This is a genomic window from Streptomyces sp. RP5T (assembly GCF_003933965.1).
Taxonomy (GTDB): domain Bacteria; phylum Actinomycetota; class Actinomycetes; order Streptomycetales; family Streptomycetaceae; genus Streptomyces.
Genome location: NZ_RSAJ01000221.1, coordinates 1 through 13,351 on the forward strand (window position 1 = coordinate 1; position 13,351 = coordinate 13,351).

10 protein-coding genes and 1 pseudogene are annotated in these 13,351 nt (G+C 71.4%); 2 read left to right on the forward strand and 9 right to left on the reverse strand.

Annotation, left to right across the window (positions count from 1 at the left end; all coding sequences use genetic code 11):
- The 9 genes and pseudogenes from EHS43_RS22690 to iolC all read right to left on the reverse strand — a co-directional run.
- Positions 1-258, reverse strand: a pseudogene (locus EHS43_RS22690) (von Willebrand factor type A domain-containing protein); the annotation flags it as partial.
- A gap of 147 nt (positions 259-405) precedes the next feature.
- Positions 406-1,278 (reverse strand): ABC transporter permease, encoded by an 873-nt coding sequence (locus tag EHS43_RS22695; protein ID WP_125192609.1) that lies wholly within the window; start codon positions 1,276-1,278, stop codon positions 406-408.
- Positions 1,275-3,899, reverse strand: coding sequence for a CocE/NonD family hydrolase (locus tag EHS43_RS22700; protein WP_125192610.1), 2,625 nt, complete (start codon positions 3,897-3,899; stop codon positions 1,275-1,277). The genes EHS43_RS22695 and EHS43_RS22700 overlap by 4 nt, the downstream gene beginning before the upstream one ends.
- A 204-nt stretch (positions 3,900-4,103) precedes the next feature.
- The gene (locus tag EHS43_RS22705; protein WP_125192611.1) at positions 4,104-5,495 is read right to left on the reverse strand and encodes an APC family permease; all 1,392 of its coding nucleotides are present in this window, start codon (positions 5,493-5,495) and stop codon (positions 4,104-4,106) included.
- A gap of 197 nt (positions 5,496-5,692) precedes the next feature.
- Entirely contained in the window at positions 5,693-7,195 is a 1,503-nt protein-coding gene (gene mmsA, locus EHS43_RS22710) for a CoA-acylating methylmalonate-semialdehyde dehydrogenase (protein ID WP_125192612.1), read from the reverse strand.
- A gap of 14 nt (positions 7,196-7,209) precedes the next feature.
- Positions 7,210-9,087 carry a 3D-(3,5/4)-trihydroxycyclohexane-1,2-dione acylhydrolase (decyclizing) gene (iolD, locus tag EHS43_RS22715; protein ID WP_125192613.1) on the reverse strand — a complete coding sequence of 626 codons (1,878 nt, stop codon included), beginning with the start codon at positions 9,085-9,087 and terminating at the stop codon, positions 7,210-7,212.
- A complete protein-coding gene (gene iolB / locus EHS43_RS22720; protein WP_125192614.1) occupies positions 9,084-9,899 on the reverse strand; it encodes a 5-deoxy-glucuronate isomerase in 816 nt (271 codons plus the stop codon). The genes iolD and iolB overlap by 4 nt, the downstream gene beginning before the upstream one ends.
- A gap of 10 nt (positions 9,900-9,909) precedes the next feature.
- Entirely contained in the window at positions 9,910-10,791 is an 882-nt protein-coding gene (locus EHS43_RS22725) for a deoxyribose-phosphate aldolase (RefSeq protein WP_125192615.1), read from the reverse strand.
- Positions 10,788-11,738, reverse strand: coding sequence for a 5-dehydro-2-deoxygluconokinase (gene iolC / locus EHS43_RS22730; RefSeq protein WP_125192616.1), 951 nt, complete (start codon positions 11,736-11,738; stop codon positions 10,788-10,790). The genes EHS43_RS22725 and iolC overlap by 4 nt, the downstream gene beginning before the upstream one ends.
- A 131-nt stretch (positions 11,739-11,869) precedes the next feature.
- Here iolC and EHS43_RS22735 point away from each other — a divergent pair, with 131 nt between their 5' ends.
- Both EHS43_RS22735 and EHS43_RS22740 read left to right on the forward strand, forming a co-directional pair.
- The gene (locus EHS43_RS22735) at positions 11,870-12,787 is read left to right on the forward strand and encodes a sugar phosphate isomerase/epimerase (RefSeq protein WP_125192617.1); all 918 of its coding nucleotides are present in this window, start codon (positions 11,870-11,872) and stop codon (positions 12,785-12,787) included.
- A gap of 360 nt (positions 12,788-13,147) precedes the next feature.
- The gene (locus EHS43_RS22740) at positions 13,148-13,348 is read left to right on the forward strand and encodes an AlpA family transcriptional regulator (protein WP_125192618.1); all 201 of its coding nucleotides are present in this window, start codon (positions 13,148-13,150) and stop codon (positions 13,346-13,348) included.
- Positions 13,349-13,351: the final 3 nt, after the last annotated feature.

Consider the following 13,351-nt stretch of genomic DNA (forward strand, 5'->3'; position numbering starts at 1 on the left):
GCCGTAGGAGGCGGTGTCGACGTCGAGGGCGAAGGTGGAGAGGTGGTCGGGGGACGGGGTGACGAGTCCGTCGCGGGACTCCCCGGAGTTCTGCTCGCCCTGCGGCTGGTCCGGGGCCGGGAAGCCCGAGCCGTAGGAGCCGCCCTTCGCCCCGTCCGTGCTGCTCCCGTCGTCCGCGCCCCCGCCGCAGCCGGTGAGCAGCAGGCCGCCCGCCAGTGCGAGGGCGAGCATCACCCGTCGTGTCCGCTGTCGCTCCATCGTCCGTACCCCCTGGGCCTGTTGACGTCGGCTTCTGCGACTGTGACGGGCCGGGGGGCCGGAACGTGCGACACGGAGCGTTGCGGATGGGTATCGAAGGGGGCACGAAGACGGGCCGTCGAGACCGGTGGGAGATCTTCCGTTGACCTAGGACACCACGTCCTTGCGCGCGAAACCCCGGAAGGCCAGGGCGAACAGCACCAGGGCGAGCGTTATCGACAGGGAGGTGCCCTGGATCATGTCGGACCACCGCAGCGTCGGCTGTACGGCGTCCAGCCAGGCGTACTGCCAGTGCGAGGGGAGGAAGTCGCGCCAGTCGCCGAGGGCGGTCACCTGGTCCAGCACATTGCCGACGATGGTCAGGCCGACCGCGCCGCCGACCGCGCCGAGGGGGGCGTCGGTGCGGGTGGAGAGCCAGAACGCGAGGGCGGCGGTGACGAGTTGGGAGACGAAGATGTATGCCACCGTGATCAGCAGGCGCTGTGCCGCCGTGCCCGGTTCCAGTGCGCCGCCGGTGGGCAGCTGGAGCGGGCCCCAGCCGTAGGCGGCGGTGCCGACGGCGAGGGCGGTCAGCGGGAGCAGGAGCATCGCGGCCAGGCTGAGGGTGAGCCCGACGACGAGCTTGGACCACAGCAGGCGGGCCCGGGGGACGGGGGCCGCGAGCAGATAGCGCAGGGAGGACCAGCCGGCCTCCGAGGCGACCGTGTCCCCGCAGAACAGCGCGACCGGGACGATCAGCAGGAAGCCCGCCGAGGCGAAGAGGTTCACCGCGGCGAAGTTCGCCCCGGACACGGTGGCCGTGTCCATCAGGTTGACGCGGGTGTTGCCCGAGCCGGGGCCGCCGCCCAGCTGGAAGGCGATCAGCAGGACGAAGGGCAGGGCGGCGAGGATGCCGAACATGACGAAGGTGCGGCGGCGCTTCAACTGCCGTACCAGCTCGACCCGGATGGGCAGCGTGCGGCCCGCGCGGTAGCCGTCGGCGACCTCGACGGGCACCGCGCGGTCGGTCACCGAGCTCATGCGGTCTCTCCGATCAGGGTGAGGAAGGCGTCCTCCAGGCGGCGGTGGGGGCCCACCGACTCCACGGGGACCTCCAGGCGGACGAGTTCGGCGACCAGGCGTGCCGCGCTGCCGTCCGCGTCGAGGCGTACGAGGAGACCGCCGTCGGTGGTGACGGCCGACGCCACGCCCGGCAGGGCCGCGACCTTCTCGGCCACGGGCTCCTCGACCGGTACGGCCGTGCCGACCAGGAGGGTGTCGCCGGAGCCGACGATCTCCTTGACCGGGCCCGCCTGGACGAGCTGCCCGTGGTCCATGACGACCAGGTGGGTGCAGGACTGCTCGACCTCCGCGAGGAGGTGGCTGGAGACGATGACCGTGCGGCCGGCCGCCGCGTAGCGGATCATCACCTCGCGCATCTCGCGGATCTGCGGCGGGTCGAGGCCGTTGGTCGGCTCGTCCAGGATGAGCAGGTCCGGCAGGCCCAGCATGGCCTGGGCGATGGCCAGGCGCTGGCGCATGCCCTGGGAGTAGGTGCGCACCGCGCGGGCCAGTGCGTCGCCGAGCCCGGCGATCTCCAGCGCCTCCTCCAGGTGGGCGTCCTCGGGCGGGCGGCCGGTGGCCTGCCAGTACAGCTCCAGGTTCTCGCGGCCCGACAGGTGCGGCAGGAAGCCCGCGCCCTCGACGAAGGCGCCGACGCGGGAGAGCACGGGGGCGCCGGGCGCGATCGCGTGGCCGAAGACGCGGACCTCGCCGCCGTCCGGCCTGATGAGGCCCATCAGCATGCGCAGGGTGGTGGTCTTGCCCGCGCCGTTCGGGCCGAGCAGGCCGAGGACCTGGCCCTTCTCGACGCGGAAGGAGAGGTCGCGGACCGCGTACCGGTCGGCGGACCTGGCGTACCGCTTGCTCAGATGGGTGATCTGCAGCGGGACTTCGGCCAGCTCCGGCTCGGGGGCCGCGGGGGCCGTCGTACGGCGGCGGCCGGTCACCACGAGGACCAGGGCGAGCACCGCGCCGGCGAGCGGCAGCCACCACACCCAGGCGGGCAGGGGGGCCTGGGTGTTCTTCTCGCTGAGCGCGGTGGGGACCCGGAGGTCGCCCTTGAGGGAGACGGTGTACGTCGCCGGGGCCGTCGGGGACGCGTAGCCGAGGTCGGTGGAGGCGAGGACCAGCTTGAGGCGGTGGCCGTCGTCGAGGTCGTGGTCGATCGCCGGGAGGGTGATCGTGACGTCCTTGCCGGCCTTCGCGCCCTCGACCCTGAGGGGCTCGACGAGTTGGGACGGCAGGGTCTGCTGCCCGTTCGCGCCCACGTCGTACAGCTTGGCGAACAGGACGGCGTCGTCGGTCGTCGACTTCACGTGGACGGTGACGGTGGGCGAGCCCGTGATCTGGAGGTCGTCCCTGACCGGGGCCGACTCGAAGGCGGCGTACTGGCCCGGGAAGTCGAGGGAGACGCCGACGCCGAGGGAGGAGAGCTGGGCGAGGCCGCCTCCGCCGAGCCCCGGGAGGGCCGAGACGGCGGGCGGGCTCGCGCCGGCCGGGTTGGCGAAGTCCTGTGCGCGGCCGGTCAGGGCGATCCTGTGGTCGTCGCCCTCCAGGCCCGGGTAGGTGTCGGCGGTGACGCCGGTCAGGCGGGTCTCGCCGTCGCCGGTGCCGGCGCCGAGGGTGCGGGTGACGCGGAAGGCGGTGCCGGTGTCGGCGGACGCGTCGTCCTTGAGGTAGCGGTCGAACCAGCCGGCCACCCGGGACTGGACCCGGCTGCTCTCCAGGTCGCCGCCGTCATGGCCGCCCGCGATCCAGTCGACGTCCACGGGTGCGCCGTTGGCGCGGATCGCCTTCGCGGCGGCGTCGGCCTGGTCCAGGGGGAACAGGGAGTCCGTCTGGCCCTGGACCAGGAGGGTGGGGACCTTGATGTCCTGGGCGACGGCCGACGGGGAGCGTTCCTCCAGCATCTTCTCGGCCTGCGCGTCCGGGACGCCGGACTGGGCCACCCGCTGGTACATCGCGCAGATCCGCGGGTCGAACTTGTCGCAGCCGCCCGCGGAGTTGACGAAGATGCCGGCCCACAGCTTCTTGAAGACGCCGTTCGGGAAGAGGGCGTCCGAGAGGTTCCAGTACGTGATCGACGGGGCGATGGCGTCCACGCGGCGGTCGTGACCGGCGGCGAGGAGGGAGATCGCGCCGCCGTAGCTCGCGCCCGCCACGCCGACCCTGGGGTCGCCGGGCTTGTCGAGCCGGACCTGCGGCTGCTTCGCGAGCCAGTCGATGAGCCGGGAGACGTCGGCGACCTCGCCCTTCGGGTCGTTGAGGCCGACCTTTCCGGTGGACTTGCCGAAGCCCCTCGCCGACCACGTCAGGACCGCATAGCCGTCCCTCGCGAGGTCCTCGGCCTGCCGGCGTACGTCGTCCTTGCTGCCGCCGAAGCCGTGGCCCAGGAGGACCGCGGGGCGCCTGTCGGTGCCGTTCGTCGTGAAGTACGAGGTGTCGATGCGGACGCCGTCGATCGACATCATCTGGTCCGCGCGGTGTACCGGGGGTGGGTCGTCAGAGGCGGCGGCCGTCCATGTCCCGGCGGCGGCGAGCACGACGACGGAGGCCGCGGCGGCGATCCACCGTGGCCTCCGGAGGCGTCGAAGATCCATGATTCAACGGTACGGGGTGAAGCTGTCGGGGACTTGTCGACCGGGGGCTGAACTCGTCGCCATCCTGGGGGTGGACGGCGGTGTGCGATGTACAGCGGGTGCGGTACGGCCACGGGGGTGGTGCGTCCTCTTCATGGCCGTCTGCCGCTTTCGTTGTGGCTGGTCGCGCAGTTCCCCGCGCCCCTTTCGCCCCTGCGGGGCGATCTACTCCTCCGGAATCGAGACCAGCCACCTCGTGTCCCTGCGTGGGCGGAGGTACAGGGCCCAGTACAGGGTCGCCGCGGCCGTGATGCCGCCCGTCCACAGCAGGTACTCCGTCTCCTGCTGGGTCAGGATGTAGGCCAGGACCGCGATCAAAAGGACCGGCACCGCGGGCCACAGGGGCATGCGCCAGGCCGGGGTGTGCTTGTGGTGGTGACGGCGGGACAGCAGCGCGGCCACGGCGACCAGGAGGTACATGCCGGTCACCGAGACGCCCGTGACGCCGTACAGCGTGTCCAGGTTCACGAAGCACAGGGCCGCTCCCGGGATGCCGACCGCGAGGGTGGCGACCCAGGGACTGCCGAAGCGGCCGAGCTGGGAGAAGACCGTGTTGACCGGGGCCGGCCAGGCCTTGTCCCGCGCGGAGGCGAAGAGGACCCGGGAGTTCTGGATGACCATGACGATGCCGGCGTTGACGATCGCGAGGGCGACGCACAGGCTGACGAAGGTGCCGACCGCGGAGCTGGACCAGGCGGTGACCATGGTGCTGATGTCGCCGCCGGTCAGTGCGGTCAGGTCGGAGGCGCCCATGGTGATCGCGGCCACCGGGACCAGGATGATCACGGTGGAGATGGCGAGGGTGGCCAGGACCGTGCGGGCCACGTTGCGGCGGGGGTTCTCCAGTTCCTCGGAGAGGTAGACGGCCGTCGAGAAGCCCTGGGTGACGAAGAGGGCGATCGCCAGGCCGGAGACCACGAGCATGGCCGTCACCGTGTCCGTGCCGCCGTTCGCGCCCGCCACCTGCATCGACAGGAGGCTGCCGGGGCCGCGTTCGGCGTGGGTGAAGCCGAGGAGCGCCACGATCGCCGCCGCGATCACCTCCAGGACCAGGAAGATGCCCGTGATCCACGCGTTGGCGCGCAGGTCGAGGAGGCCGGCGAGGGTGGCGAGGAGCATGACGCAGGCGCCCGCGACCGAGGGGTCCAGGTGGATCACCGGGGCCAGGTAGTCCGCCGTGCCCATCGCGATCACCGGCGGGACGATCATGACGACCAGGAGGGAGAGCACGAAGACGAGCCAGCCCGCGAGCCGTCCCGCCAGCGTCGACACCATCGCGTACTCGCCGCCCGCGCTGGGGATGAGGGTGCCCAGCTCCGAGTAGCAGAACGCCACGGCGATGCAGAGCAGGGAGCCGATGGCGATGGTCAGGGCGGTGGCGGTGCCGAGGGAGCCGAAGAGGTCGGGGACGACCACGAAGAGCGTGGAGGCCGGGGTCACGCAGGACAGCGTCAGGAGGGTGCCGCCGACCACGCCGATGGAACGGTTGAGCTTGGCGTGGCCGTGCTCCAGCGCCTCTGGGACGGCGTTGTCGGCAGGGCGGAGGGTGTCGGTCATGGTGCTGCATCGAACCCCGACGAAAACCGCCCGTCAATAGATGACTTGCTGCGGAATCCGTAGGCGAAGACGGCCACAGATGATGAATTCGACAGTGCAGGGCCACGGGAGCCGCGATTTGAGGGGTACGGGAACCGCAGCGCGCGGGCGTAGAAAAACGGGGCCGTCCGCCATGCGGACGGCCCCGTCGGGGGTGCTCAGTGGTTGCGCGGGAAGCCCAGGTCCACGCCCGCCGGGGCGTCGGCCGGGTCGGGCCAGCGGGTGGTGACGACCTTGCCGCGGGTGTAGAAGTGCGTGCCGTCGTTGCCGTAGATGTGGTGGTCGCCGAAGAGGCTGTCCTTCCAGCCGCCGAAGGAGTGGTAGCCGACGGGGACCGGGATCGGGACGTTCACGCCGACCATGCCGGCCTCGACCTCCAGCTGGAAGCGGCGGGCGGCGCCGCCGTCCCGGGTGAAGATCGCGGTGCCGTTGCCGAAGGGCGAGGCGTTGATGAGCGCCAGGCCCTCCTCGTAGGTGTCGACCCGCAGCACGGTCAGGACCGGGCCGAAGATCTCGTCCTGGTAGGCCTTGGCGGTGGTCGGCACCTTGTCGAGGAGCGAGATGCCGATCCAGTGGCCGTCCTCGAAGCCCTCCACGGTGTGGCCGGTGCCGTCCAGGACGACCTCGCAGCCCTCGGCGGCCGCGCCCTCGACGTAGGAGGCGACCTTGTCGCGGTGCACCTTCGTGATGAGCGGACCCATCTCGGAGGCCGGGTCGTTGCCGGGGCCGATCTTGATCTTCTCGGCGCGCTCGCGGATCTTCTCGACCAGCGTGTCGCCGATGGCGCCGACCGCGACGACCGCGGAGATGGCCATGCAGCGCTCGCCGGCCGAGCCGTAGGCGGCGGAGACGGCCGCGTCCGCCGCCGCGTCCAGGTCGGCGTCGGGCAGGACCAGCATGTGGTTCTTGGCGCCGCCGAGGGCCTGCACGCGCTTGCCGTTGGCGGAGGCGGTGGTGTGGATGTAGCGGGCGATCGGGGTGGAGCCGACGAAGGAGACCGCCTTGACGTCGGGGTGCTCCAGGAGGCGGTCGACGGCCACCTTGTCGCCCTGGACGACGTTGAAGACGCCGTCGGGCAGACCGGCCTCGGCGAGCAGCTCGGCGATCTTGAGGGAGGCCGAGGGGTCCTTCTCGGACGGCTTGAGCACGAAGGTGTTGCCGGTCGCGATGGCGATCGGGAACATCCACATCGGCACCATGGCCGGGAAGTTGAACGGCGTGATGCCCGCGACCACACCGAGCGGCTGGCGGATCGAGGAGACGTCCACACGGCTGGCGACCTCGGTGGACAGTTCGCCCTTGAGCTGCACGGTGATCCCGCAGGCCAGGTCCACGATCTCCAGGCCGCGCGCGACCTCGCCGAGCGCGTCCGAGTGCACCTTGCCGTGCTCGGCGGTGATCAGCTCGGCGATCGCGTCCCGGTTCGCCTCCAGGAGGGCCCGGAAGCGGAACAGGATGCTGGTGCGCTTGGCGAGCGAGGAGGTGCCCCAGGTCTGGAACGCGTCCTTCGCGGCGGCTACGGCGGCGTCGACCTCGTCGACCGAGGCGAACGCGACCTTCGTGGTGACCGCGCCGGTCGCCGGGTCGGTGACCGGCCCGTAGTTCCCCGACGCGCCTTCGACGGTCTTGCCGCCGATCCAGTGGTTGACGATCTTCGTCATGACCGAGTACTCCTTCACAGATGGCGGCGTCGGGTAGAGACGTGCCGTTCGTACAGCTCACGGGCCTTCACCGCGGACGCGCGCGTCGCGGTCTCGGCCACAGGAACATCCCACCAGGCCTGCGCCGGAGGCGCGCCCGACACTGTGTCTGCCGTTTCGGTCTCGACGTAGACACATGTGGGAGTGTCGGCGGCCCGCGCCTGTTCGAGGGCGGCGCGGAGGTCTCGTACGGTCTTCGCGCGCAGCACGCGCATACCGAGGCTGGCCGCGTTGGCGGCCAGGTCCACGGGCAGCGGGGCGCCCGTGTAGGTGCCGTCCTCGGACTGGTAGCGGTACGCCGTGCCGAAGCGCTCACCGCCGACCGTCTCGGACAGGCCGCCGATGGAGGCGTAGCCGTGGTTCTGGATCAGGAGGAGCTTGATGGCGATCCCCTCCTGTACGGCCGTGACGATCTCCGTCGGCATCATCAGGTAGGTGCCGTCGCCGACCAGCGCCCAGACGTTGCGGTCGGGAGCGGCCATCTTCACACCGATCGCGGCCGGGATCTCGTAGCCCATGCAGGAGTAGCCGTACTCCAGGTGGTACTGGTCCCTCGACCGGGCGCGCCACAGCTTGTGCAGGTCGCCGGGGAGGGAGCCGGCCGCGTTGATGATCACGTCGGACTCGTCCACCAGGGCGTCCAGGGCGCCGAGGACCTGCGGCTGGGTCGGCCTGATGTCGGGCTCGTCCGCCTCGTAGCAGGCGTCGACGCGCTGCTCCCAGCGCTCCTTGTCGAGGGTGTACTCGTCGACGTAGACACCCGTGACGCGGTGGGCGTGCATCTGGAGTGCCTCGGTGAGTTCCGTCAGGCCGCTGCGGGCGTCGGCGACCAGGGGCATGCCGGCGAGCTTGTGGCCGTCATAGGGCGCGATGTTGAGGTTGAGGAAGCGGACGCCCTGCTTCTCGAACAGCGTGCCGGAGGCCGTGGTGAAGTCGGTGTACCGGGTGCCGACGCCGATCACCAGGTCGGCCTGGCGGGCGAGTTCGTTGGCGGTCGCGGTGCCGGTGTGGCCGACGCCGCCGACGTCCTGGGGGTGGTCGTGGCGCAGGGAGCCCTTGCCGGCCTGGGTGGAGGCGACCGGGATGCCGGTGACGCTCGCGAACTCGGCGAGGGCCTCCTCGGCGCGGCTGTGGTGGACTCCGCCGCCGGCGACGACCAGGGGGCGCTGGGCCGACCTGATCACGTCGATGGCCTCGGCCAGTTCGGTGGGATCGGCGCCCGGCCGCCGTACGACCCAGGTGCGCTCGGCGAAGAACTCGTCCGGCCAGTCGTGGGCCTCGGCCTGGACGTCCTGGGGCAGCGCGAGGGTCACGGCGCCGGTCTCGACGGGGTCGGTGAGAACGCGCATGGCCTGCAGGGCGGCCGGGATCAGGGCCTCGGGCCGGGTGACGCGGTCGAAGTACTTCGACACCGGGCGCAGACAGTCGTTGACGGATATGTCACCGGCGTACGGGACCTCCAGCTGCTGGAGGACCGGGTCGGCGACCCGGGTGGCGAAGATGTCCCCCGGCAGGAGAAGGACCGGGAGGTGGTTGATGGTCGCGAGGGCCGCGCCCGTCACCAGGTTGGTGGCACCCGGGCCGATCGAGGTCGTCACCGCGTGCGTGGACAGGCGGTTGGACTGGCGCGCGTAGCCGACGGCCGCGTGCACCATGGACTGCTCGTTGCGGCCCTGGTGGAAGGGCATGTCGTCGCCGTACTCGACCAGGGCCTGGCCGAGGCCCGCGACATTGCCGTGGCCGAAGATGCCCCAGGTCGCGGAGATCAACCGCTGCCGTACACCGTCGCGTTCGGTGTACTGGGCGGCCAGGAAGCGGACCAGCGCTTGTGCGACGGTCAGGCGGGTGGTCATCGGTACCCCTCCGTGTGGTCCGGGTGGAAGCAGATCCGCCACTCCCGCGTCTGCCCCGGTCCCGCCATGACGTTGAGGTAGTACATGTCGTGGCCGGGCTGGGCGATGGACGGGCCGTGCCATCCGTCGGGGACGAGGACGGCGTCGCCGGAGCGGACCTCGGCGAGGACGTCGGATCCGCCCTCACGGGAGGGAGATACGCGCTGATAGCCGAAACCGTTCGGGCCGTCGATCTCGAAGTAGTAGATCTCCTCCAACTCGGCCTCCACACCGGGCCGGTGCTCGTCGTGCTTGTGCGGAGGGTAGGAGGACCAGTTGCCACCGGGGGTGACGACCTCGACGGCGATCAGCTTGTCGCAGTCGAAGGCGTCGGCGGAGGCGAAGTTGCGCACGTGCCGCAACTGCGTGCCGCTGCCGCGCTCTTCGACGGGGACCTCCGGCGCGGGGCCGTAGCGGGCGGGGAGTCGTCGCTCGCACTTCGCTCCTGCCAGGGCGAAGCGGCCTCCCGCGCCGGAGGCGATCGATGCCTGGGTGTCCCGGGGCACGTACGCGAAGTCCGAGACTCCGGCGAACACGCTTTCCCGGCCCAGGAGTTGGAACTCTTCGGTACCGATGTGGACGGTACAGCCGCCTTCCAGCGGAAGCACGATCCACTCACTGTCACCGGAGGTGAAGGTGTGGGTGCCTCCGGGTGCCAGTTCGACGATGCGCAGGCTGCTGTGGGTCCAGCCGGCCCGCTTGGGGTCGATGTCCACCGTGTACCGGGCGTTGGTGGAGGCGCCCTTGGGGACGTACAGCTCGGTCTGTGTCATGCGGCGGCCCTCACAGCAGTCCTACGGCGGTGTCCACGGCGGCGGCCACGTCGCCGTCCGCCGGGTACAGCAGCGAGCGGCCGACCACCAGGCCGCGCACGGTGGGCAGTTGGAGGGCGCCGCGCCACTTCTCGTACGCGCCGTCCTGGTCGTCGCCGACCTCGCCGCCCAGCAGCACGGCGGGCAGCGTGGAGGCGGCCATGACCTCGCCCATGTCGTCGGGGTTGTCGCAGACCGGGACCTTGAGCCAGGTGTAGGCCGAACTGCCGCCGAGTCCCGAGGCGATGGCGATCGACCTGGTGACGGCCTCGGCGGACAGGTCGTTGACGACCTTGCCCTCGGTGGTGCGGCCGCTGATGAACGGCTCGACGAAGACGGGGAGCCGGCGTGCGGCCATGTCGTCGATGGCGCGGGCCGTGGACTCCATGGTGGTCAGGGAGCCCGGGTCGGCGTAGTCGACGCGCAGCAGCAGCTTGCCGGCGTCGAACCCGAGCCGCTCGATGTCCTCGGGGCGGTGGCCGGTGAAGCGGTCGTCCAGCTCGAAGCTCGCGCCCTGGAGGCCGCCGCGGTTCATGGAGCCCATGACGACCTTGCCGTCGAGGGCGCCGAGCAGCAGCAGGTCGTCGAGTATGTCGGCGGTCGCGAGGACGCCGTCGACGCCGGGGCGGGACAGCGCGAGGACCAGGCGCTCCAGCAGGCCGGCGCGGTTGGCCATGGCCATGCGGTTGCCGCCGACACCGAGCGCGCCCCGGGCGGGGTGGTCGGCGGCGACGATCATCAGGCGGCCGCTGTCGTTCAGCAGCGGCCTGCGGGTCCGGCGGGCCGCCGCCTCGGCGATCGCCTCGGGGCGTTCGGCGCGCAGGCGTACGAGTTCGGTGATGTCCACGCTCACTTGACCGCTCCCGCCGCGACCGCGTCCTCGACCTCGGTGACCGTGGGCATCGCGGAGCTGCACTCCAGGCGGGAGGCGACGATGGCGCCGGCCGCGTTGGCGTGCCGCATGATCTTCTCCAGGTCCCAGCCGGCCAGGAGGCCGTGGCACAGCGAGCCGCCGAAGGCGTCACCGGCGCCGAGGCCGTTGAGGACGTTCACGGGCAGGGGCGGGACCTCGGCCTCGTCGCCCTTGCTGTCGACGGCGAGGACGCCCTTGGGGCCCTGCTTGACGACCGCGAGCTCGACACCGGCGTCCAGCAGCGCCTGGGCCGCCTCGCGGGGGCCCCGTACTCCGGTGGCGACCTCGACCTCGTCGAGGTTGCCGACGGCGACGGTGGTGTGGCGCAGGGCCTCTTCGTAGAAGGGGCGGGCGGTGGCCGGGTCCTTCCAGAACATCGGGCGCCAGTCCAGGTCGAAGACCGTGGTGCCCGCCTTGGCCCGGTGGGCGAGGGCGGCCAGGGTCGCCGTCCGGCTGGGCTCCTCGCTCAGGCCGGTGCCGGTGATCCAGAAGATGCTCGCCTCGCGGATCGCGTCGAGGTCCAGCTCGTGGGCGTCGATCTCCAGGTCCGGGGCCTTGGGCTGCCGGTAGAAGTACAGCGGGAAGTCGTCCGGCGGGAAGACCTCGCAGAAGGTGACGGGGGTCGGCAGGCCCGCGACCGGGGTGACCCAGCGGTCGTCCACGCCGAAGCCCCGGAGGGCCTCGTGCAGATAGGTGCCGAAGGGGTCGTCGCCGGTGCGGGAGATCACCGCGGTCCGCCGTCCGAGGCGGGCGGCGGCGACCGCGACGTTCGTCGCCGAGCCCCCCAGGAACTTGCCGAAGGACGTCACCTGCGGCAGCGGGACACCGGTCTGGAGTGGATACAGGTCCACACCGATCCGCCCCATGGTGATCAGGTCGTACGCCATCGGCTTCCCTTCGTACCTGCGTCGGCTCTCCCGGCGTTTGTAGCCCCGCACGAGGAGCCCTGTCAATGTTTTGTCCAGACATTCGGACGAGACCTTGACAGCGCTTGCTGTCCGAACCGAAGCTGACCGGCATGACAGCGCCCGCACCTCAGCCCTCACTGTCCCGTATCCGGATCGGCTCGGCTCCGGACTCCTGGGGCGTGTGGTTCCCCGACGACCCCCAGCAGGTCCCCTGGCAGCGCTTCCTCGACGAGGTCGCGGACTCCGGCTACGAATGGATCGAGCTGGGGCCGTACGGGTACCTGCCGACCGATCCCGCCGTCCTCACCGAGGAGGTCACCCGGCGCGGCCTGAAGGTGTCGGCCGGGACCGTCTTCACCGGCCTGCACCACGGCGAGGCCGTGTGGGACAAGACCTGGGCGCACGTCGCGGACAACGCGGTGCTCGCGCAGGCCATGGGGGCCAGGCACCTGGTCGTGATCCCGTCGTTCTGGCGGGACGACAAGACGGGTGAGGTCCTGGAACCGGACACGCTCACGCCCGAGCAGTGGCGCAACCTCGGCTCGCTGACCGAGCGGCTGGGACAGCGGGTCCGCGACGAGTACGGCCTGCAGATCGTCGTCCACCCGCACGCCGACACCCACATCGACAGCGAGGAGAACGTGGTCCGCTTCCTGGACGCCACGGACTCCGACCTGGTGTCGCTGTGCCTGGACACGGGCCACTACGCCTACTGCGGCGGGGACAGCGTCAAGCTGATCGAGACCTACGGGTCGCGGATCGGGTACCTGCACCTCAAGCAGGTGGACCCGGAGATCCTCGCGGACGTGCGCGCCAAGGGGACGCCCTTCGGGCCGGCCGTGGCGCAGGGCGTGATGTGCGAGCCGCCCTCGGGCGTGCCGGAGCTCGGCCCCGTGCTGGAGGCGGCGCAGAAGCTGGACGTGGACCTGTTCGCGATCGTCGAGCAGGACATGTACCCGTGCGAGCCGGACAGGCCGCTGCCGATCGCCCGGCGGACCCGGGCGTTCCTGCGGTCCTGCGGGGCGTAGCCCCTCGGCCGGGGGTGCGGTCCGCTCGCGCGCACGCGGCGGAGCCGCACCTCCCCGGCCACGATCGCGCCGCGCGAGCCACGGCCCCGACCGCCCGAGCCACTGCCTCGCGCCCCGAGTCAACGCGCCGCGCCCGTACGCCCGCGTGCGCCTTTGTGTCACCTCTGTCACAAAGACCCCTCCCGTGTCACACATGTCGCATGTACGCGGGCTCCCCGTCACACCCCGCGCACAGGCCCTGACCGAAGGTCACCGAGGGTCGTTCACGGAGCGCAGGCTTTGTGATCGCCAGCGCAGCGCCCGGTCCCCCCGACGGCCGTCCCCGGCCGCCGCCGCGGTGCGCGCGGGGAGGTGCACCACATGACCGACCGAAGGCTCTGGTCGTACAAGGAGATCGCGGCGCACATCCGGGTGCAGCCGGACACCGTGCGGTCGTACCGCAAACACGGACTGCTGCCGCCGCCCGACCATGTCGAGGGCGGCAAGCCCTTCTGGTACGCCGACACCGTGCGCGCCTGGGTCGCCTCCCGGCCGGGGAACCGGGGACGCAGGGAGGGGTAGGGC